Genomic DNA, 20,127 nt, shown 5'->3' on the forward strand with positions numbered 1-20,127 from the left:
CGTATCGAAAGGTAAAGACATGGCCGAGATCGTTCTCAAACATGTTCAGAAGGTGTATCCCAACAACGAGTCAAAAAAGAAGGGCTTCTTTGGCAAAAAGAAGAAGACCGAGGAGAAGAAGCACAACCTCAAGGTTACCGAGGACGGTGTGCTCGCTGTAGAGGACTTCAACCTCACCGTTCACGACCAGGAGTTCATCGTCCTCGTTGGCCCTTCTGGCTGCGGTAAGTCCACGACGATGCGCATGGTCGCCGGCCTGGAGGACATCACCTCCGGCGATGTGTTCATCGATGGCAAGCGCGTCAACGACGTGGCGCCCAAGGACCGCGACATCGCCATGGTGTTCCAGAGTTATGCTCTGTACCCCAATATGACGGTGTACGAGAACATGGCGTTTACGCTTGAGCTCAAGAAGGTCCCCAAGGACGAGATCGACCGCAAGGTTCGCTCCGCTGCCGAGATCCTGGGTATTACCGAGTACCTCGACCGTAAGCCCAAGGCGCTCTCTGGCGGCCAGCGCCAGCGCGTCGCCATCGGCCGCGCCATCGTGCGTGACCCCAAGGTCTTCCTGATGGACGAGCCGCTGTCCAACCTGGATGCCAAGCTTCGTAACCAGATGCGCGCCGAGCTCATTAAGCTGCGTCACGAGATCAAGGGCACCTTCATCTACGTTACCCACGACCAGACCGAGGCTATGACCCTCGGCGACCGCATCGTGGTCATGAAGGACGGCGTCGTCCAGCAGATCGCCACGCCGCAGGAGGTCTTCAACCATCCCGCGAACATCTTCGTCGCCGGCTTCATCGGCGTGCCGCAGATGAACTTCTTCGATGCCCAGCTGGTGCGCTCGGGCAACGGCTTTACTGTCAAGACCGAGGATATGAACGTGGCGCTCGCCCCGGAGACTTGCGCTCAGCTTGCCCTCAACTGGGACGGCGGCGACGTGAAGGAGATTACGGCCGGCGTGCGCCCCGAGCAGATCCTGCTTGCCGACAAGGGCGAGGAGGGTGTGCTCCAGGGCACCGTCGAGGTGACCGGGCTCATGGGCTCGACCGAGCATGTCCACGTGACCGCTCCCGACGGCCAGTTTGTCCTGATTATCCCCGTCGTCGACCTCGAGGCCAAGGGCGCGCTCAAGGCTGGCGACCCCATCTGGTTCAAGTTCGAGAAGAACGCGACTCATCTCTTCGATAAGGTCTCTGGCAAGAACCTTATCTAGGCCCGGTGCAACCAGGCCCTTCCTTTGGGCGACTGCGGCTTTGCCATCCTTTTGCCGCGGTCACATATAAGGCTCCCCTCCCGTCCACTGGGCGAGAGGGGAGCCTTTCTTTGTGTTGGGGTTGTCCATCTGTCAGTTTGTCTTGATCTGTAACAGGTAGAGGGCCAAATTGGGCCTAGATGTTACAGATCGAGACGGCGTCGAGCTGCCTGTCCTTTCATCTCGATCTGTAACACGAAGGACTGTTTTTGGCAGCTACCTGTTACAGATCGAGATTGTTTTAGCAGCCTTGCCCGTCTGTCTCGTTCTGTAACAGGTAGACCCGATTCCAGCGGTTATCTGTTACAGATTGAGACAGTTCATCGGGACAATTCTGTTTGTCTTGATCTGTAACAGATAGACCCAATTTTGCCGGTTAGGTGTTACAGATCGAGATTGTTTGGTCGAGACAAACCATAGGCCGGCATATGGACACAAAAAGCGGAGCCGTGTTGCCACGACTCCGCTTTCAAGAGGATGGGTAAGGGGAATGGGTTAGTCCAGGTGCCAGATCTCGTCGTTGTACTGGGAGATCGTGCGGTCGGACGAGAAGGTGCCGGCGTTGGCGATGTTGATCAGCGCCTTGCGCATCCAAGCGTCCTGGTCCTCGTAGTCGGCCAGCACGCGCTCCTTGGTCTGGATGTACTCCTCAATGTCGAGTAGAGCCATAAACCAGTCCTTGCCCATGATGTCGTCGTGCAGGCGCTGCAGGCGCTCGGCGTTGCCGGTCGCCATAAAGGCGGGGTTGGTGATGAAGTCCACCAGCAGCTTGATGCCGGGCTTGCGGTAGAGCGCGCCGGCGTCATAGGTGCCGTCGGCGTAGAGCTGCTCGACCTGCTTGGACGAGGCGCCAAAGGTATAGATGTTCTCGTCGCCGACAAGCTCGGCAATCTCCACGTTGGCACCGTCGAGCGTGCACAGGGTCAAAGCGCCGTTGAGCATGAACTTCATGTTGGAGGTGCCGCTCGCCTCCTTGGAGGCCAGGCTGATCTGCTCGGAGATGTCAGCAGCGGGGATCACGCGCTCGGCAGCGGTGACGTTGTAGTTCTCGATCATGACAACCTGCAGGTAGGGAGCCACGTCGGGGTCGTTTGCAATCCACTGGGACAGCGTCAGGATCAGGTGAATGATGTCTTGGGCGATAGTGTAGGCAGGGGCCGCCTTGCCGCCAAAGATGATGGTGACGGGATGCTTAGGTCTGTTGCCGTTCTTGATATCGAGGTACTTCCAGATGATGTAGAGCGCGAGCATCTGCTGGCGCTTGTACTCGTGGATGCGCTTGACCTGGACGTCGATGATGGCGTTGGAGGGAATGGTCACGCCCTGCTCGAGCGCCATGAACTGGCGCATGATGGCCTTGGCCTCGGCCTTGGTGGCGGCCAGGCGCTCAAGAACATCTTTGTCGTCAACGAACTCGGCAAGCTTACTCAGGTCGCCGGTGCTGCGCCAATCGGTGCCGATCACATCGTCGAGCAGGCTGGCGAGCGCGGGGTTGGCGCCATGGATCCAACGGCGGAAGGTGATGCCGTTGGTCTTGTTGGAGAACTTCTCGGGGTAGATCTCGTAGAACGGATGAAGCTCGGTATCCTCCAGGATCTTGGTGTGCAGCGCGGCGACGCCGTTGATGGAGAAGCCAAAGTGGATGTCCATGTGGGCCATGTGGACGGTGTCGTATTCGTCGATGATGGCGACGCGTGGGTCGTCGTGCTCGGCCTTGGCGATCTCATCGAGCTTGACGATAATGTCGGCGATGGCAGGGGAGACCTTTTGCAGGCTGGCGAGCGGCCACTTCTCGAGGGCCTCGGCAAGAATCGTGTGGTTAGTGTAGGCGACCATGGACCGTACGATGGTCACGGCCTCGTCAAACTCGATGTCGTGCTCGGTGGTGAGCAGGCGAATGAGCTCGGGAATGACCATGGTGGGGTGCGTGTCATTGATCTGGACTACGGCGTAGTCGGCCAGGTCGTGCAAGTTGCTGCCGCGCTCGATGGCCTCGTCGATCAGGAGCTGGGCGGCGTTGCTCACCATGAAGTATTCCTGGTAGATGCGAAGCAGGCGGCCCTGCTCGTCGGAATCATCCGGATAGAGGAACAAGGTGAGGTTCTTGGCGATCTCGGTCTTGTCGAAGTCGATGGAGCTGCCGGGGACCAGGCCGTCGTCGACACTTGCCAGGTCGAACAGGCGTAGGCGGTTCTTGGTGGGCTGGCCATAACCGGGTACATCGATGTTGACGAGCTTGGAAGTAACGGCAAAATCACCGAACTCGACGGTGTAGGAGCGGTCGTCGTCGACTAGGATGTCCTGCTCACCGAGCCACTCGTCGGGGACGGCCTTCTGCTGGTTGTCGACAAAGCGCTGGCGGAACAGGCCGTAATGGTAGTTGAGGCCCACGCCATCGCCGGTCAAGCCCAGCGTGGCGATGGAATCCAGGAAGCATGCGGCCAGACGGCCCAGGCCGCCGTTGCCGAGCGACGGTTCGACCTCGAACTCCTCGATCTTGTTGAGGTCGTGGCCCGCGGCGGTGAGCTGGTCCTTAACCTCGTCATAGATGCCAAGGTCGATCATATTGTTGATGAGCAGCTTGCCGATCAAAAACTCGGCAGAGATGTAGTAGAGCTTTTTCTTGCCGTTGTTGAGAGGACAGGCGGCAGAGCGCTCCTGCACGAGCTTGGCCAGCAGCTTATAAATACGACGGTCATCGAGCTGCTCGAGCGAGGTGCCAAAGGACTGCTCGGCAAGATCCGCAAGATTGATACGGGGCATGTTTCCTCCTGTGATGGGTTGATTACATGTCAGAAATTCAAAAGAAGCCCGCGCGAGGGATTGGAGTGGCCTCGCGCGGGGAAAACGGACGCGTCCGCACGATGGGGTGGGGTCGGGCGCGGTGGCTCCTATTGGGGAAGCTCAATTTCGTCTTCCGACGGGATGCGGAAGTAGGTCTCGGTCCAGCCGGTGAGCTTGTGCTCGAGCTCGCGGGTGATGGCGCCATCGAGCATGCGCCAGGTCCAGTTGCCGCCCATGGTGGCGGGAGTGTTGATGCGCGCCTCGTTGCCCAGGTTGAGCAGGTCCTGCATGGTGTAGATGCAGGTATCGCTTACGCTGGCGGCGATGGCGCGGTTGAGTGCATCGGCCATGGGCTCGCCTGCCTGCTGGTGGGTGTACAGGGCCGCCTGCTCGCGCTGACGCGGGGTGGCCGTTCCCTCAAACCAACCGCGCGCCGTCTCGTTGTCGTGTGTGCCCACATAGGCGACGGTGTTGGCAATGTAGTTGTGCGGCAGGTAGTACGAGTTGGTGCCCTCAAAGGCGAACTGCAAGATCTTCATGCCGGGGAAGCCCGAGTTGTCGCGCATGTCGATGACGCCGGGGGTGAGGAAGCCCAGGTCTTCGGCGATGATGGGCAGCGTGCCGAGCTTTTCCTCGAGCGTCTTGAAGAACTTGAGGCCGGGGCCCTGCGTCCACGAACCGTAGGACGAATCGGGTGAGGAGAACGGCACCTCCCAATAGGCCTCGAAGCCGCGGAAGTGATCCAGGCGGATGACATCGTACATGTCGAGGGCGGCGCGGATACGGCCCTCCCACCAGGAGAAACCGTCGGCTTCCATGGCGTCCCAGTCGTAGATGGGATTGCCCCAGTACTGGCCGGTGGCCGAGAACTGGTCGGGCGGCGTGCCGGCGACACTCACAGGATTACCGGCGGCGTCGATCTTAAAGAGCTCGGGCGTGGCCCACATCTCGACGGAGTCGCGCGAGACATAGATGGGCAGGTCGCCGATGATGAGGATATCGCGCTCGTTGGCATAGGCCTTGAGGCGGCTCCACTGACGATTGAAGAAGTACTGCGTCATCTGGTGGTAGAGCATGCGCGCGGGATGGGCGGCGCAGACCTTGGCAGAAGCCTCGCCGCGGGTACGGAGCTCTGCGGGCCACTCCCAAAAGGCCTTGAGACCGCACTCCTCCTTGACGGTCATGAACTCGCAGTAGGGGATGAGCCAGTCTTCGTTTGCTTGGACAAAGTCGTCGAAGTCGGCCGGCTTGTCGGCGGCAAAGCGCTCGGCGGCGCGGTCGAGAATCTGACGACGGCCACCAAAGATGGCACCATAGTCGACATTGCTGGGGTCGGAGCCCAGGTACACGCCGTCGATATCGCACTGCTCCAGATAGCCGGCCTCGATAAGCTCGGCAAAGTCGATGAAATTGGGGTTGCCCGCACGGGCCGAGAACGACTGATAGGGCGAGTCGCCATAGCTCGTTGTCGTAAGGGGGAGAATCTGCCAGTAATGTTGTTTGCACGAGGCGAGGAAATCGACAAAGTCATAGGCGTTCCAGCCAAAGCCGCCGATACCGTAAGGTCCGGGCAATGACGAAACGGGCATCAGAACGCCGCTTGCACGCTCCATGGATGCACTCACCGTCCTTTTGAATAAGGGGCTGCGCCGTAGATGGATAGACGGCTCGTCCCGAGTTTCCATTGCTATTGTCCCTATTGTAGAACATGTTGTTTAAACATGTATAGAGAGAATGAAAAAGTTGCCGACTTTCGGTGAATGGTAGTGCGCCATAGACGATATGAGTTGAACATTGGGAGCTCCTCCCCTTGCGGCTCTTTTGTGGGTCGGGCGACAATGGTCGTCGTCATTAAAGACCGGCTGCCAGCCAGGTTGCAACAATGCAAGAAGGGTTCACATTCAGTTGGCCGTTGACACAAACAATCGCGCGAAGACCTCGTCTTCTTCGGTAAGTCCAGGCGCGGCAAGACGCGCATGGCAGTCGCCCTCACGATGCGCGCGGTCGCCGCGGACATGTCGGTCAGGTTCTGGCAGACCGCGCAGCTGGTTCTCGAGCTCGGCAACGCGAAGCGCAAGGGAACGCTGTCGAAACTGTTGAACGACGTGTCGCCCGCGAGGCTGCTCGTGCTCGACGAGTTCGTCTACGTCCCCTGCGACGTAGACGGTGCGAGGGTTCTCTACCAGGTCATTTCCGTCCATGTAGTGCTCGTAGGCCGCGGCGTCGTCGGGCTCGTCGAAGGAGAGGGACTCCGTCCAGTCCCAGTAGGCCCCCGTCCAGGCGCCCCTGCGCCTGCCGGCCGGCGTCGTCTCGTCGAAGACGAGGCCGTGGCGCAGCAGGAACTTCGACATCCGCTGCTTGGCGTGTTGCAGGTCGTCGCGCGCGTCCTCGAGGGCGCTCGTCGGGGACCCACACCTCGACGACGTTGCGGCGCGCCAGCATGCGTGCCAGCCACTCGGCGTCGCGGCGGTCGTTCTTGCGGCCGCGGTCGGCCGCGGGCCGGTGCATCTTCGGGACCGCCCCGACGACGCAGCCGAGGCCGAGGGCCCGCAGCGCGCGGCCGCGGTTGATGGTACGACCATTGTCGCCCGACCCACGAGAGAGCTGCAAGGGGAGAGGCCCCAATGTTCAACTCATATCGTCTGTTGTGCCAGAGTCGCTCGGGAAAGCGCGACCGACGCAGCGCGCTGTTTTCCAGTCACATCCAGTTCGGGTTGATTTCAGCATGCGATAAGAAACTGGATTTGAATTTCGACTCGAAAGATGGGCAATGCTGATGAGAAACGCTTGGAGTTCGGGATTGCGCGGCGTGAAGCGACCCTCTTCTTATCGAGTTCGTTACAATGTAGGAAAAACAGTAAGTAAGAAGACCTCTGATTGCTTTAGGAGGAGCTGTGGTGAATAGCGCCCAGAAGATCGATAAGTCCATCCAGAAGATGATGACTCTCGGAAGAAGGCTTGGGATTCTGTTTACGGCGCTGTTTATAGCGGTGTGTTGCTGTTCGGTGGTGGTGGTTATTTCCATTGGGCTTATGGCTGCTCAAGGAAACCTATATGATCCATCAAAGACGGTTTCCGTAGTGGTTCCTTTGATGTATCTTCTGATTTCCGGAGGGGCCACATGGACCCTGCGGGGAATCAGCATGGACATGGCTCATGGCGAATCGCCCTTTACCCTTTCGCATGCTCGAAGAATCTCGATTATCGGGTGGCTGTTTGTTGCAGCGGCAATAGGTGACCTCTTGTTTTCTCCGGGGTTTCTTTCGATAGTGATTGGCCCCTTCGACTTGCTGGGGAACGCCTATTCGATGTTTGAAAACCTGGCCCTGCCCATAGATATTGGTGCTGTGCTGGGGGCCGTTTGCTGCTTCTCGATTTCTGCGATATGGCGCTACGGAGCTCTGCTTCAAGACCAGACCGAGGATTTGGTGTGAGGGGCGGCATGGACTATCTGATTATTGAGCTTGAAAGCTTATTGCTTCGACGCGGAAAGACGAGTACGGATATCATTCGGGCGACCGGGCACACACCGGCAAGTATCTCAAAAATACGAAATGGCAAGGTGAAGGCAATTAGGTTAAAGACATTGCTGGATATTTGCGTAGAGCTTGATTGCCAGCCTGGCGATCTTATTAAGCGCGTCAACGAAAGAGAACTTGAGGAACTGGCGACGCGGCGCGCCCGCAACGCGCTGAGCAGGGCGACCGCGACGGGTGATGACCCGGTCCTGGAGTCAGATCATGTTTACGTGGTCGATCTTAGAGACGACTGAGGCTGGAGAATAAAAAAGTATTGAGCAGGTGCAGCCCGTGAAAACAACGGTTTTCACGGGCTGTTCATTCAACGTCCTGCAGTGGCCTGTATTTCTCGCCGCGTCACTGGGGAACGAGAGAGTCATTTCCTGTGCTGGATGCAGGGGGGTGCTTACCTTGTGTAATATATAAATAAGCTTATATTGAAATATGATACATATCGAATTAGAATAACATTATCAATTCGGTATGCAAGGAAAGGAGGGAGAGATGGATTGGATTAACGAGCCGGAGGAAGGCGTTGCACCCGCGTGCGGCAACTGCTTCTTCTACGCGCACGGGGGATGCACGAAGAGGTGCCCCAATCAGTCCTGCACGTTCCGTTTCTAGGGGGCAGAGATGAACTGGCTTTCTACCGCGAAAGGAGGGGAATGAAATGGAATGGATTACCGAGCCGTCAGCCGGGGCTGAGCCCATGTGCAGCAATTGCTTCTTTTACGCGCACGGCAGCTGCAGCACCAAGTGTTCTTCACAGGAGTGCACTATCCGCTTTTAGCGGATAGTGCACGCCGTACGGCGTGCACAGACTGTTCAAAGATATTTTGGCCAGCAGCGCCTGAGGGGCGATGTGGCATTGCAATATGGGGGGCGAACCGACGTTACCTATAACCCCGCACAATTGCCATGTCGTCCCTTTTTATTGACGGGGAGGATGTCGTCCATGCGGGAAGTCCCAGTTGAATTGCGTGCCATATCCAAGAGATATGGCGGGTTTGAAGCGGTTAAATCAGTCTCGTTCTCTTTAATGGAAGGCGAGCTGTGTGCACTCATTGGGGAGAATGGTGCCGGCAAGAGCACGTTAATTCGATTGATCACGGGGCTTTCGGAGCCATCGTCAGGAACGATCTCGATGTTTGGGCAAACCGGGAGACGTGAAATACGGAGCTGCAGGGAAAGGCTGGGTTATATGCCCGACCTCAATGCTTCGTATCCTAATCTGACCGCGCGAGACAACTTGGTCGTTCGCTGTATTGAGTGGGGGCTTCCCACCGATCGTTCCATCGACGGTGTGTTATCAACCGTCGGTTTGGGGGAGGCCGGCGGGAAGAAAGTGAAGAACTTCTCAATGGGAATGAGGAGGCGTCTCGATCTGGCCATAGCGTTGCTGGGCGATCCGGAGCTGTTGATCCTGGACGAGCCGACAAACGGCCTGGATCCGATGGGGATAGTCGAAGTAAGAAAAATCCTTACGCATCTTAACAAAGATCAAGGTAAAACGATTCTCGTATCCAGCCACAATCTTGAGGAGATGCACAAGCTGGCAACTGATTACCTCTTCATAAGTCATGGTCGCCTCATTCGAAGGATGACCGCACCTCAGCTGGAAAAGTCATGCCGCGGTGGTTTCGTGTTGCATGTGGACGATCTGGAGCGAACGAGATCGGTTCTCGGAGATGAGACCTCACATTCTTTTCTGCCGGACGGCAGCGTCCTTATGCGCTATGAGGAGAAAAAGGAAGGGCGGGGCATTGCAATCGAAGCGCTCTCGACCGCAGGTGTGAGGGTTGCGGAGGCGTATTCTCATAGGAAGAGCCTTGAGGAGTTTTATTCGGAGCTCATCGGTCGAGAGAGCGAGCTGTGATGAAACGCGAGTTCATCTCAGCTTTTCGGAGCGAGGTATGGTTGCTCGCCAGGCACCCGGCGACCGCTCTGATGATTGCGCTTGCGGCTGTGCTGTATGTGGTTGCGGCTGCGACTTCGTCTGAGGTGCTGATCATGGTCGCCGGTGATGACCCGTATACGCTTGGAGGGGCTATAGGTTTTATTGGAAACCTAGTGGATGCAGGGGACGTTTTGGGCTCTGTTGCCCGGACGTCTTTTGCGTCTACAGTGGTCTGGATTCCGGTGACGATTCTCTACGCGGTTTACGCTACGTCGAGAGACTTTGAATCCGTGGCTTACGCCGTATCGAGATCGCGAGGGGTGTCGCAGGCGGCGATTGTGATCACGAAGCTGTTGGTGAACTGCACTCTGGTCGGTGCCGTGTATCTTCTTTCTACGACTGCGCTGTATTTAACCAAGATGGCCCAATGGGACGTTGGGGCCTCGTGCTCAGGGTTTGCCCAATTTGTATCGATTGCGCTGATGATCGCGCTGCTGCTCATTTCGATGTACGCCGCTACCTTCGCCCTGTATTTGCTCACGAGGAGTGTGGTGGCGAGCAGCGTCGTTGCAATAGCGGTTTCGACATTTGTGATGGTGTGGTTCCCAAGTACATACGGAAGCGGTCAGCCCAGCTTGCTGCTCATGCTCTCGCCCGTGTATTACCTGATGAACCTGTGTTCCCTGAGTATGCAGAATGTTGGTGTAATTCAGGTTTTGCTGTATGCGGGCGGCACTGTGCTTGTGTCGGTTGGAGTTGCGCTCGTCTCGCTATTTGTAAGGACGGCGGTTCGATGAATCTTGGGATGTCGGTCAGGGCGGAACTGTTCCGCGCAAGGAGAATGAAACTCGCCGTGATAATAGCGCTGATGTATTTGGGCATCGCGGGGATTTATGTGTTTGCCGGGTCCGGCGCATGGGTCTCCGCAGGGGGAGAGGGCCAGTTCTTTGGCTTTTCCGCCGATCCGGGCTATCTTTTCTCGATAGGGGTTGGGCCAACGGGTATCTCTTCCTGGCTAAGTGTCGTCTCCATGGCGCATACGGTGTTCTTCCCAATCGTCTCTGTTGTTGTGGCGGGGACGCTATTCGGTGATGCGACGAGCGTGTCGGCAAGGGGAGTTTCGATTGCTCGGGGCTTCCGCAGCTGGCAGCTGTTTGCGGCAAAGACATTGGCTTGCGAAGTGTATACGCTGTGCCCCTACATCGTGTTTACTCTCGGTGTCGCTGCGGTCTTTGCCGTGTGCTCCGGAAGCGGTCTAGACAGCCTTACGGTTGGTAATGTGACCTCGGCACTCCTGTCGAATATCGTTATAGACGCCGCTTATACGCTGATGGTTGCGGTTGCATATGAGGTGTTCAGGATCAGATCTCTTGTGTCGGGAGCCTTGCTGGTCGCAACGTTCGCGGGCCTTGTTATCGCGATGAGTTTCCCAACCGTTTTACCCCCGGTTCACATGGCTTATTGGATGAGGGCGTGCGGGGCTGCCGGCGGGACGGTCCTGATGGCTGCATGCGGCCATGCGGTCATCGTGTCGCTCGCATGTCTATTGCTGCTTTCGTGCAGTTTTTATCGAAGAAGGTAGTGCGCTGGCGTATGCGCAGCGTCTGAGGGTCGATATGGATTTGGTTGGAAATGGAGATGGTGCGAAGTGAAACTGTCGCAATTTAATGTGGTGCATGAACATAACGGAAGTCTTCTTATCATGAATGCGCGAACCGGCGGCATCCTGTCGTTAAATCCGGAATACGCGCAGAAATTCAAAAGGATTCAAGAAGGGGACGTTCGGGATGCCGATGATCTTGTCGCGGAGCTGATAAGGGGAGGCATCCTAGTCAATGAGGAGAGGGACGAGCTTGGGGAGATCAGGTTGCAAAGTCGCGCCGCGCGCTTTGCGAATACTGCTCTGTCCCTTACCATTGCGCCAACGATGGCTTGCAACTTTTGCTGTCCCTACTGCTATGAAAAGGGACAGGCGTACACGACGATGGGCGAGGAGGTTTTGACACAGCTCTCCAAGTTCGTGAAAGATTACTATCCTGGTATCGCAAGTCTCTCAGTTGGATGGTACGGCGGCGAGCCTCTGCTCGGAATGTAGATGATCGAACGGATTACGTCGGATCTGAAAGATGTCGTGGGGCCAACGTGTGAATATTCCGCATCGATAGTGACAAATGGCTATCTGCTGACGCCTGATGTTGCAAGGAGGCTCGCGGCATGTGGTGTGACGAGCGCGCAAGTGACTATAGATGGATCGAAGTCGGATCACGATTCGAGAAGGATTCTTCACGACGGAAGCCCTACATACGAACGTATTCTCAAGAACGTCAAAGAGTGTGCCGACATCATCGATATTTCGATAAGGAGCAACGTCGACAAGACCAACATCGAGGCCGCTCAAGAGCTATTGGATTATCTCGAGCTAAATGGCCTGATGAATAAGGTTCACTTCTATTTAGCCCCTGTTGACGATATCAATCAGGTATGTGCGAACGACAGCCACTGCTTTACTGTAAAAGAGTTCTCGTATGAGGAGACTGAGTTTTATAAAAGGGCAATTGCGCGGGGCTTCAAAGTTCAACCTTTTGGTGGGACGAATTTCGGGATATGTTGCGCCGTTGGAATCAACTCGTACGTGGTTGATCCCGTCGGAGATTTGTATAAGTGCTGGGATGACATTGGAATGAAGGAGCGGAGGGTCGGAACTATTTTCGAGCCGCCAATGTTGAGCAAGAACATGATTAACTGGATGGCATATGAGCCGGATGACCCGGAATGCCAAGAGTGCTTTGCTTTTCCCATGTGCATGGGAGGGTGCCCCAACCACGCCTTAAACGGTGAGGGGAAACGTTGCGTTTCCTTCCGGTATGATGCCGAGCAAAAAATGCTGCTCTCCCAGATGATGAATACGGCAAAACGGGGTGCGGGGCAAAATGAGGCTGATGCTTAATCTCTGTAGAAAATATATACTGGGCGGTCGATTCTACGCCTATCTTGTCGTAACAGTTTTGGTCGGGCTGCTTGCGCTTGCGGGTCCCTTTCTTACCGGCATAGTGGTAAACCGATTGGCGATGCCGGCCAGCGCCGATCTTGCCGCCGTTCTCGTTTGTTGCCTTATTTTGGTTGCGGTCCAAGCGGTTCGAGCGGGACTAGTGTATTGCTCAGAGATGCTGTACATCAACCTTCAGTCGCATGCGGGGTTCGGCTTAAATGCGGATACGCTTGAGCACGTGAAGCACCTTCCCCAGGCATTCTTCGAGGGCTTCAACGCGTCGTATTATAACCAGCAAATCAATCACGACGCTAATGACCTTGTCATCTTCGTAATCAACTCGGTTGTGGGAGTTTCAAGCAACGTTATCACCCTTTTGTCCGCCCTGTTTGTTCTCGGTAGCCTGAATATCAAGTTGAGTGTGGTCTGCCTTGTTCTTGCGGCAGCGAGTGCCGCTTTTTATGCGGTTTCACGCGCAAGGCTGTTTGAGAGAAGTTTTGACGTACAAGAGCAGAGCGCGAGGTTTTTTTCCTGTCTACAAGATCAGTTGGAGAAAGTTGATTTCATCCGCAAACATGCTTTGTTCGATAGGTCCCGCGCTGTACTGGTCGAAGCTTTTAATGGGCTCTATCCAACGATGAGAGCAAATCAGGAAGTAGGGTCTAGATTTACCTTTGGCAACGCGTTGGTCGCTTCCGCCGCTCAAGGATGTCTTCTTGCTGTGGGCGCGGTTGAAGTGATGGGCGGGAGACTGTTGCCTGGTTTTCTCGTGACTGCTGTTGGATATTATTCGAACTTAAGCTCAGCGGTACAGTATTTGTTGGGCTGGGGAAGGGATTACCAGACTAATCGCGTATGCTATGAGCGGCTGAAAAGAATTTGGGATGTCCCGGTGGAAGCGAATGGCAAATTGGCGCTTGGTCCGATTGAGGAAATCCGTCTAGAGAACATCAAGCTACGTTATCCAGGGGCGGAAAGGGTCGCGTTAAGCATTGAGGGGCTCGCGTTTTCCAGGGGTCGGCTATATGGAATCTCGGGGCCGAATGGTTCGGGGAAGAGCTCGCTGCTGTCAGTGATATTGGGGCTATATCCAGATGACACAGAAGGGGCCGTTCGCTACAACGGGGTGTCACAGCGTTGCATCGATCGATATGCATTGCGGCGGTGTCGAGTCAGCATTACGGAGCAAGAACCCCCTATCGTTGAGGGGACGATTCTCGATAATCTTACGCTGCTTTCTGATGATTACGAGATGGATAAGCTGAATCGGATGCTTGTCATATTGGGGCTAGACGAAATGGCTGCTTCTGTGGAGAACGGGGCAACGGCGATGCTTGACGGCGGGAAAGGAGGGGTGTCCGGCGGCGAGAAGCAAAAGATTGCAATTGTGAGACAGCTGTTGAAATCGCCGGACGTTATGCTTTTTGATGAACCGACCTCAGCACTTGATGCGAAGAGTCGAGGTGCGCTGATCAAATTGCTTCATGAAATTAAGAGAGACCATATTGTAATCGTTGTCACTCATGACGAGGAGATGCTTGCCGCCTGTGACGAGGTCATTTCGACGGCTGGATGATTATCGGATTGTGGCGTTGAAGACCAAGAAACTTGAAATGGCGTGGGCTCTGGGTAGGTCTCCACGGGTACGCCGTCGGTGCTGTACTCGACCGCCCGGCAAGAAGGTTTTATAGCGTGTTTCCCCAGAGAGGTCCCTTTGTCCGGTAGTGGCGAGGGGAGCCTCTCTTTTGCTCACCTCTTGCGGCGGAGGGGGACACCATGCGCCTATGCAGGACAAACTGCGCGTTCTTGTCGAATGATGGGCTATGTGTAGAGATGATGGTCTCGGGTAGAGGCCGTGTCGCGCTCGGCTGCGATGAGCCAGGCAATTCAATCTTCATCCGGGAGGGCCTTGGCAAGACAAGCAGGGCGAAGACCTTGGCGACGTTCGGGCGCCACACGGCTCCCGTCAACAATCTGTCACTGAAGAGCCAGCACTACAACGCGAAGCTGCTCAAGGGCGTTCCCGACGGCCAGAACCCGCTGGGGCCCGTGAACCGGATGCGCTACTTCATGCAGTGCTTCCTGAGGGCTCATCCCGGCTCCAACCGGGACGACATGCGGGGCTGTGGCTATGAGTCCGCCCGAGGACAAGCTTGAGAAGGTCGCGATGGTGCTCGATCGGGCAATGCGATACCCGAAAACGCTCAGGTTCAGGCAGTTCTATGCAAGAAAGCCCAGTTCAGATGAGTTCGACGAGCAATATTTATCAACACAGTGCAAGGGGGGATTATATTTGTATTTCATCCGTGTTGAGCTTCACACGGTGCGCGACTCATCGCAAACTGGCGGGCGCAGCGGAAAGAAAACCGACTGCAGACGAACGATCGATATCGGGAGCAAATAGCCACCGGATGCTTTTCGGTCTCCTACGCGTCGACCTCCGCGATTTCTTCTGCGTCTCGCCAAGTTGAAAGGAGCGATGTCGAAAACTCCTTTTCGGTTAGCGTCAAGACATCCTTCACGCAAAAACCTTTCAATTTGTCAGGAAGCCCAAAACGCGCTTTTTTCCTAATCGAGCTGGCAACCCGCTTCAACGCGGTCTTGTTCTTGTCCTCGTTGTATACCAAAACAAAGACGCAGTGCTCGCGAAACCATCTCGTCCTCTTTCCCCACAGGTCCGAGCAGATCAAAACGCTGTCCTTGCACTTCTCGATGAGGGCGTCCCTTTGGCCAAGATTGATACCAAGCTCTTCGTCATCCTTGGGATTGAGCCTCTTCCCCAGCGTCTCCTTCAGACTGCCGTTTTTAAATTCGACTAGATATAACGTTTCCCGATCGCAATACAGCGCATCGGCGGAGCGCGGGAGTTGCATCCACCTATTGACCTTCTTGCAGTAGCATTCTTTAACAGAGTCAAAATTGACAACAGGCAAATCGTCATCCACAAGAGAGACGCTCCCGTCTCTGGATGTTTTGGAGATGGTCGACGTGCAGTCCCTTAGGATACAGGTCCTGCAACGGGAGCAACCATCGCTGCCATCTGGCACCGCGGGAGAGTTCGGATGAGGGCAGGAGGCGCACAGGTCGCTACTCAAGGCCGTACTCCTCCCTCTCAAGCGTATCAAAAGGAGCCGCCAGCTTCTCGTAGGCGACCTCAGTCGAGCCGGTTATATCGGCAAAGCGAGAGCGTCCATCAGTGCAGGTCTCCGCAAGATAATATGAGCACAATCCATCAACAGCGTGCTTCTTAGAATACACTTCGATCGCATTCAGGAAATATGGACTATGGGTGCTCATTAAGACGTGCATCCCGAGCTCTTTCTGGAGCAGCACGATTATCTCGGCGAAGGCCAGCTGCCATGCAGGATGAAGATGAATCTCGGGTTCATCGAGGATAATAGTCCCTCCGGCATCTAGCGCGCCGGACTTCAAGAGCACCTTCATGATGGCGAACGTCTTCAAGCCAGCAGAAAGGTTCCCAGGCTCCAACCCCCGAGCGAAGCCCTCTTCGAGATACGTAAGGTGACCGCGACTTTCGCTCCTCTCGAAATGCCCCGGACATAAGGAGGAAACCTTGTCCATGAGAACCTTCAGGTGTCGCTCCTTCGCGATCTCTTCGAACAGCGAGGACTCGCTGTCATCGTTACGGATGGTCGCCTGAATCAAATCTTGCCGCAGCTCCTCCTGGTGTCCAAGGAGGGGCTTGAACCGAAAAGCGGGGCCGTAGGGTCCTCCGAGAGAATCGATCAGGAACGGGTCGTCCAGATAATGCGCCCTGAATCGCAAAACCCTCCTATCGTGCACCTCCGCCACCTCGTCACTTGCAACCGAGAAAACCGTAGATGCGTCCTTTATCTGGAGTTCGACCTTCCCGGGCTCTTCGCCGAAAACCGAATTGATCTGGCCGTTGAACTCGCTTCGGAACCTGTTTGTCGCAATCGCACGAAATACCTCATCATCGGAGATATCCATGATCTCGATAATCTGATCGGCAACTCCTGCTACGCCATTCGTGAAATCGGATTCGATCTCACGGGAGATCTCCTCCCCGTAATACTCCTTTATCTCATCAATAAGCTCGTCCCTCGTGCACTCGCCCGAAAAAACCCTGTCGATGAAACTATTCATTCTTCCAGCAGTTCGCCTGTGGCGAGACGTGGAGTCGAGAGGGCTTCCCACATATGCCTTCCTGATGGCGCGCTCAACACTATTGCGCCTCATGCGGTCGATTTTGTTCTCCGAATCGGACATGCTGTTGAAGGCCGCATAAAGCGCTTTTCCAACCGTGCTTTTCCCCGTCCCGTTCTCCCCGGCGATCACGGCAATACCATTAATCTCGATATCGGCCTCAGCGACCCTGCCGATGTTTTTCATCTTGATTTTCAATGCATATCACCAGCTCTAAACTCGCGAGACTCAATAGCTCGATTATCGCACAGAGAGATCGACTTCTCGAGGACTCCCTAAATGGAACGCGCGGTGAGGACATGGCTCGCCGCCGTCCGCTTCGCGTTCGCGCGGGGGAAGGTGACGACCAGGGACCTCTCCGGGCTCATCGAGAGGAGCGCCAGATTCTCCTCGTCCATTTGAACTGTATCGTATTCAAGGACACTTGACTTAGAGGAATGGCGTTGAGCGGCGATAATCGTTTCAGCGCCAAAAAGAAAGGAGTGTCAGTCATGGCAGACGGGCCCTCCTACACAGCGGGGTACCGCGCCGAGGCCGCAGACTTCGCCGCCGCGTCGGGGAAGCCCATCGCCCAAGTGGCAGCCGACCTCGGCATCAACGAGAAGACCCTGGGAAGATGGGTGACGGTCAGGAAGAAGGAGCTGACCAACCACCCGGTCGCGGCGGCCGCAAGTGCATGCGCGAGCTCGAGCTCGAGAACGAGTTCCTAAAAAGCCCCGACCTCACATTGGAGGCCGGGGCCAGTAGATTTTTGGGACATGTCTAGAAATCTACCCATGCAGGAAGCGGCATGTGCCGAGCATGTCGCGTGCTAGGTTTTGAGGCATGCCACAAAACCTAGCACGGGGGAGTGGCTACTCGGCGTCGGCGAAGCCGTTGGGGTTATGGCTCTGCCAATTCCAGCTGTCGCGGCACATGTCCGCGATGTCGTACTGGGCCTTCCAGCCCATCATGCGTTCGGCCTTGGAGGCATCGCACCAGTTGGCGGCGATATCGCCGGCACGGCGCTCGCGAATCACGTAGGGCAGCTCCTTGCCGCAGGCCTTGGAGAAGGCGGCGACGACCTCGAGTACCGAGGTGCCGGTGCCGGTGCCCAGGTTAAAGATCTCGACGCCGGTCTTGCCGTTCATCCAGTTGAGGGCGGCAACGTGACCGGATGCCAGGTCGCACACGTGGATGTAGTCGCGCACGCCGGTGCCGTCGGGGGTGGGGTAGTCGTTGCCAAAGACCTGAACGGCCTCGAGCTTACCGACGGCGACCTGGGCGACGTAGGGCACCAGGTTGTTGGGGATGCCCTTGGGGTCCTCGCCGATCAGGCCCGACGGATGGGCACCGATGGGATTGAAATAACGGAGCAGCACGACGTCCCACTCGGGGTCGGCGGTGTGGACGTCCATGAGGAGCTGCTCAATCATCCACTTGGTCCAACCATAGGGGTTGGTCGCGGGCTTCTTGGGGTCTTCCTCGGTGACGGGCGGATTGTCCGGATCGCCGTAGACGGTCGAAGAGCTCGAGAAGATGATGGACTTACAGCCGTGGTTGCGCATGACATCGATGAGCACCAGGGTGTTCTCGATATTGTTGTGGTAGTACTCGACGGGCTTGCTCACCGACTCGCCAACGGCCTTAAAGCCGGCGAAGTGGATGACGCGGTCGATCTGGTGGGTATCGAAGATCTTGTTCATCGCATCGCGGTCGAGCACGTTGGCCTCGTAGAAGGTGAGGTTCTTGGCGGCCTCGTCGCCCACGATGGTCTTGACGCGGTCGATGGCAACGGCGCTGGAGTTGGAGAGGTCATCGACGACGACAACCTGGTAGCCACCCTCGAGCAGCTGAACGACGGTGTGCGAGCCGATAAAGCCGGCGCCGCCGGTAACGAGGACGCAGGTGTCTTTGGGGTCGAGTGCTTTGGACATGTAGTCTCCTATCGAATCAGGAACACTTCTTGAGGGGAGTATAGCGCAGCTGGGGGCGCCCAAAACACGCGGGGCAGGAAAACCAGAGGATTGATGTTAACGTACTCATAGGGTGTTATTTGCATAATCCTTACCTTTGGTGTGGGACGTATTTGCGAGCCGCTGACCATGCTTTTCCAGCCGTTCGTGGAAATAGTTGGGACAAGCGCGATGTGCGTTAATATGTTTGAGTTGAGCGACATATAAATAAGCATGTAACGGAGTACATATGTCACCAAACAACGATTCCATCTTTACGCAGGAGCTTTCGCGCCGCACTGCCCTTAAGGCTCTTTTCGGCGCCGCTTCTGCGGCTGTTCTTTTTGGCCTGCCCGCCCGCGCCCATGCGGCTGAGGCCAGTCAAGAAACCACCGACAAACTGAATGCCGCCCAGGCCCAGCTCGACGAGGTCCAGGCTCAGCTCGACAGCATTGCCAATGAGTACGCGGCGCTCGCCAACAAGAATGCCCAGACCCTCAACGACATCGAGAATGTCCAGGGCAAGATTGACGACACGCAGGCCCAGATCGATGAAAAGAAGGCCGAGCTCAAGAAGAAGCGCAACGACCTTTCCGATCGCGTGGCCGCCAGCTACAAGTCCGGCGGTACGAACATCCTGTCGCTGCTGCTGGCCTCTGGCTCGTTTGAGGAACTCGTCGCCAACGCGCATTACGTTGAGAAGATCAACAAGAGCGACCGCGATGCCATCGAGGATATCCAGACGATTCAGGCTGAGCTCGACGCGCAGAAGACCGAGCTCGAAGCACAAAAGGCCAACCTGGAGAAACTCAAGGACCAGCAGACGGCTCAGATGCAGGATATGCAGGCCAAGCAGCAAGAAGTCCAGACCGTGCTGAACGGTCTTTCCGACGACGTCAAGGAGCTCATGGCTCAGCGCGATTCCGAGATTCTCGCTGCCGCCCAGGCCGAGGAGGCCGCTAGGAAGGCCGCCGCTGCCGCGGCCGCCGCGAACAAGAACAATTCCTACTCGGGTGGTTCGAGCTCGGGCGGTGGATCGTATGCGCCCGGAACTCCGCAGCAGAATGCCGGCTCGGGCAAGCAGCAGGCCGTCGTCAACGCGTGCTACTCCACGCCTTCGCCGGGTCAGAACTGGTGCGCGGCGTGGGTTACCAATGTCTTCCGCAATGCCGGCGTGGGCTATTTTGGCGGCAACGCGTGTGACATGTTCAACGCCTGGTGCTATAGCTCCGACCGCTCGGCGCTGCAGGTGGGCATGATCGTGGCCGATTCCTCGCACAGCGGCACGGGTGCTCCGGGCCTTATCTACGGTCATGTGGGTATCTACGTTGGCGGCGGCATCGTAATGAGCAACGAGGGCGCCATTACGTCTAAGTCGCTTGATTCGTTTATTAGCTTCTATGGCACTGGGTCGGGCGTGCGTTGGGGCTGGCTTGGCGGTATTGCGCTGTCGTAACTGCGGCTTGAAGCTGGTTGGTCCGGGACTGCGGGCGAGGCATAAGGTTGCCTGCTCTACAGTCCTGCGCAAGACGAAGGCCACATTAAGTGGCCTTCTTTGC

General features: G+C 56.4%; 17 protein-coding genes. 12 read left to right on the forward strand and 5 right to left on the reverse strand.

The genetic code is table 11. The annotated features are described in order from the left end of the window. Positions 1 to 19 precede the first annotated feature (19 nt). Positions 20 to 1,219, forward strand: coding sequence for an ABC transporter ATP-binding protein (locus tag DWV32_RS09235; protein WP_117757959.1), 1,200 nt, complete (start codon positions 20 to 22; stop codon positions 1,217 to 1,219). A gap of 534 nt (positions 1,220 to 1,753) precedes the next feature. Here DWV32_RS09235 and glgP read toward each other — a convergent pair. Both glgP and malQ read right to left on the reverse strand, forming a co-directional pair. After that, positions 1,754 to 4,021 carry a glycogen/starch/alpha-glucan family phosphorylase gene (gene glgP / locus DWV32_RS09240; RefSeq protein WP_117757960.1) on the reverse strand — a complete coding sequence of 756 codons (2,268 nt, stop codon included), beginning with the start codon at positions 4,019 to 4,021 and terminating at the stop codon, positions 1,754 to 1,756. A 128-nt stretch (positions 4,022 to 4,149) separates the two neighbouring features. Then, the gene (gene malQ / locus DWV32_RS09245) at positions 4,150 to 5,727 is read right to left on the reverse strand and encodes a 4-alpha-glucanotransferase (RefSeq protein ID WP_255413150.1); all 1,578 of its coding nucleotides are present in this window, start codon (positions 5,725 to 5,727) and stop codon (positions 4,150 to 4,152) included. Positions 5,728 to 6,018: 291 nt separating this feature from the next. Between malQ and DWV32_RS10570 the strand changes: the two genes are divergently transcribed. The 9 genes from DWV32_RS10570 (at position 6,019) to DWV32_RS09290 (ending at position 14,022) form a co-directional block, all read left to right on the forward strand. Further along, complete coding sequence (locus DWV32_RS10570; protein WP_084591805.1) at positions 6,019 to 6,612, forward strand: ATP-binding protein; 594 nt, start codon at positions 6,019 to 6,021, stop codon at positions 6,610 to 6,612. Positions 6,613 to 6,939: 327 nt separating this feature from the next. Continuing rightward, positions 6,940 to 7,476, forward strand: coding sequence for a hypothetical protein (locus tag DWV32_RS09255; protein ID WP_035137761.1), 537 nt, complete (start codon positions 6,940 to 6,942; stop codon positions 7,474 to 7,476). Between the two features lie 8 nt (positions 7,477 to 7,484). Continuing rightward, entirely contained in the window at positions 7,485 to 7,814 is a 330-nt protein-coding gene (locus DWV32_RS09260; protein WP_052044110.1) for a helix-turn-helix transcriptional regulator, read from the forward strand. 701 nt (positions 7,815 to 8,515) lie between these two features. Next, positions 8,516 to 9,436 carry an ABC transporter ATP-binding protein gene (locus DWV32_RS09265; RefSeq protein ID WP_035137759.1) on the forward strand — a complete coding sequence of 307 codons (921 nt, stop codon included), beginning with the start codon at positions 8,516 to 8,518 and terminating at the stop codon, positions 9,434 to 9,436. Then, on the forward strand, positions 9,436 to 10,254 hold the full coding sequence (locus DWV32_RS09270; RefSeq protein WP_117564851.1) for a hypothetical protein: 819 nt from the start codon (positions 9,436 to 9,438) through the stop codon (positions 10,252 to 10,254). Before DWV32_RS09265 ends, DWV32_RS09270 begins: the two co-directional genes overlap by 1 nt. Beyond that, positions 10,251 to 11,039, forward strand: coding sequence for a hypothetical protein (locus tag DWV32_RS09275; protein WP_035137757.1), 789 nt, complete (start codon positions 10,251 to 10,253; stop codon positions 11,037 to 11,039). Before DWV32_RS09270 ends, DWV32_RS09275 begins: the two co-directional genes overlap by 4 nt. A 66-nt stretch (positions 11,040 to 11,105) precedes the next feature. Continuing rightward, positions 11,106 to 11,552 carry a hypothetical protein gene (locus DWV32_RS09280; protein WP_117757961.1) on the forward strand — a complete coding sequence of 149 codons (447 nt, stop codon included), beginning with the start codon at positions 11,106 to 11,108 and terminating at the stop codon, positions 11,550 to 11,552. Then, on the forward strand, positions 11,553 to 12,404 hold the full coding sequence (locus DWV32_RS09285) for a radical SAM/SPASM domain-containing protein (protein WP_117757962.1): 852 nt from the start codon (positions 11,553 to 11,555) through the stop codon (positions 12,402 to 12,404). It abuts the gene before it with no gap. Next, positions 12,388 to 14,022 (forward strand): ABC transporter ATP-binding protein, encoded by a 1,635-nt coding sequence (locus DWV32_RS09290; protein ID WP_117757963.1) that lies wholly within the window; start codon positions 12,388 to 12,390, stop codon positions 14,020 to 14,022. The genes DWV32_RS09285 and DWV32_RS09290 overlap by 17 nt, the downstream gene beginning before the upstream one ends. A gap of 850 nt (positions 14,023 to 14,872) precedes the next feature. Here the strand turns inward: DWV32_RS09290 and DWV32_RS09300 are convergent. Together DWV32_RS09300 and DWV32_RS09305 are read right to left on the reverse strand one after the other, a co-directional pair. Continuing rightward, positions 14,873 to 15,391 (reverse strand): hypothetical protein, encoded by a 519-nt coding sequence (locus tag DWV32_RS09300; protein WP_124786586.1) that lies wholly within the window; start codon positions 15,389 to 15,391, stop codon positions 14,873 to 14,875. Between the two features lie 142 nt (positions 15,392 to 15,533). Further along, positions 15,534 to 16,832 (reverse strand): ATP-binding protein, encoded by a 1,299-nt coding sequence (locus DWV32_RS09305; protein ID WP_117856218.1) that lies wholly within the window; start codon positions 16,830 to 16,832, stop codon positions 15,534 to 15,536. 293 nt (positions 16,833 to 17,125) lie between these two features. Here DWV32_RS09305 and DWV32_RS09310 point away from each other — a divergent pair, with 293 nt between their 5' ends. Continuing rightward, on the forward strand, positions 17,126 to 17,344 hold the full coding sequence (locus tag DWV32_RS09310; protein WP_117584253.1) for a transposase: 219 nt from the start codon (positions 17,126 to 17,128) through the stop codon (positions 17,342 to 17,344). Positions 17,345 to 17,488: 144 nt separating this feature from the next. On the opposite strand, the gene galE is transcribed toward DWV32_RS09310, so the two are convergent. Next, positions 17,489 to 18,550 carry a UDP-glucose 4-epimerase GalE gene (gene galE, locus DWV32_RS09315; protein ID WP_117757965.1) on the reverse strand — a complete coding sequence of 354 codons (1,062 nt, stop codon included), beginning with the start codon at positions 18,548 to 18,550 and terminating at the stop codon, positions 17,489 to 17,491. A gap of 268 nt (positions 18,551 to 18,818) precedes the next feature. Here galE and DWV32_RS09320 point away from each other — a divergent pair, with 268 nt between their 5' ends. Continuing rightward, positions 18,819 to 20,024, forward strand: a complete 1,206-nt coding sequence (locus DWV32_RS09320) for a hypothetical protein (RefSeq protein ID WP_117636049.1) — start codon at positions 18,819 to 18,821, stop codon at positions 20,022 to 20,024. Positions 20,025 to 20,127: the final 103 nt, after the last annotated feature.

This window comes from Collinsella sp. AF04-24 (assembly GCF_003465685.1).
Taxonomy (GTDB): domain Bacteria; phylum Actinomycetota; class Coriobacteriia; order Coriobacteriales; family Coriobacteriaceae; genus Collinsella; species Collinsella aerofaciens_AP.

Coding starts and splice junctions, on each gene's coding strand:
- DWV32_RS09235 (WP_117757959.1), top strand. CDS start 20: ATGGCCGAGATCGTTCTCAAACATGTTCAGAAGGTGTATCCCAACAAC.
- glgP (WP_117757960.1), bottom strand. CDS start 4,021: ATGCCCCGTATCAATCTTGCGGATCTTGCCGAGCAGTCCTTTGGCACC.
- malQ (WP_255413150.1), bottom strand. CDS start 5,727: ATGGAAACTCGGGACGAGCCGTCTATCCATCTACGGCGCAGCCCCTTA.
- DWV32_RS10570 (WP_084591805.1), top strand. CDS start 6,019: ATGGCAGTCGCCCTCACGATGCGCGCGGTCGCCGCGGACATGTCGGTC.
- DWV32_RS09260 (WP_052044110.1), top strand. CDS start 7,485: ATGGACTATCTGATTATTGAGCTTGAAAGCTTATTGCTTCGACGCGGA.
- DWV32_RS09265 (WP_035137759.1), top strand. CDS start 8,516: ATGCGGGAAGTCCCAGTTGAATTGCGTGCCATATCCAAGAGATATGGC.
- DWV32_RS09270 (WP_117564851.1), top strand. CDS start 9,436: ATGAAACGCGAGTTCATCTCAGCTTTTCGGAGCGAGGTATGGTTGCTC.
- DWV32_RS09275 (WP_035137757.1), top strand. CDS start 10,251: ATGAATCTTGGGATGTCGGTCAGGGCGGAACTGTTCCGCGCAAGGAGA.
- DWV32_RS09285 (WP_117757962.1), top strand. CDS start 11,553: ATGATCGAACGGATTACGTCGGATCTGAAAGATGTCGTGGGGCCAACG.
- DWV32_RS09290 (WP_117757963.1), top strand. CDS start 12,388: ATGAGGCTGATGCTTAATCTCTGTAGAAAATATATACTGGGCGGTCGA.
- DWV32_RS09310 (WP_117584253.1), top strand. CDS start 17,126: ATGGCAGACGGGCCCTCCTACACAGCGGGGTACCGCGCCGAGGCCGCA.
- galE (WP_117757965.1), bottom strand. CDS start 18,550: ATGTCCAAAGCACTCGACCCCAAAGACACCTGCGTCCTCGTTACCGGC.
- DWV32_RS09320 (WP_117636049.1), top strand. CDS start 18,819: ATGTCACCAAACAACGATTCCATCTTTACGCAGGAGCTTTCGCGCCGC.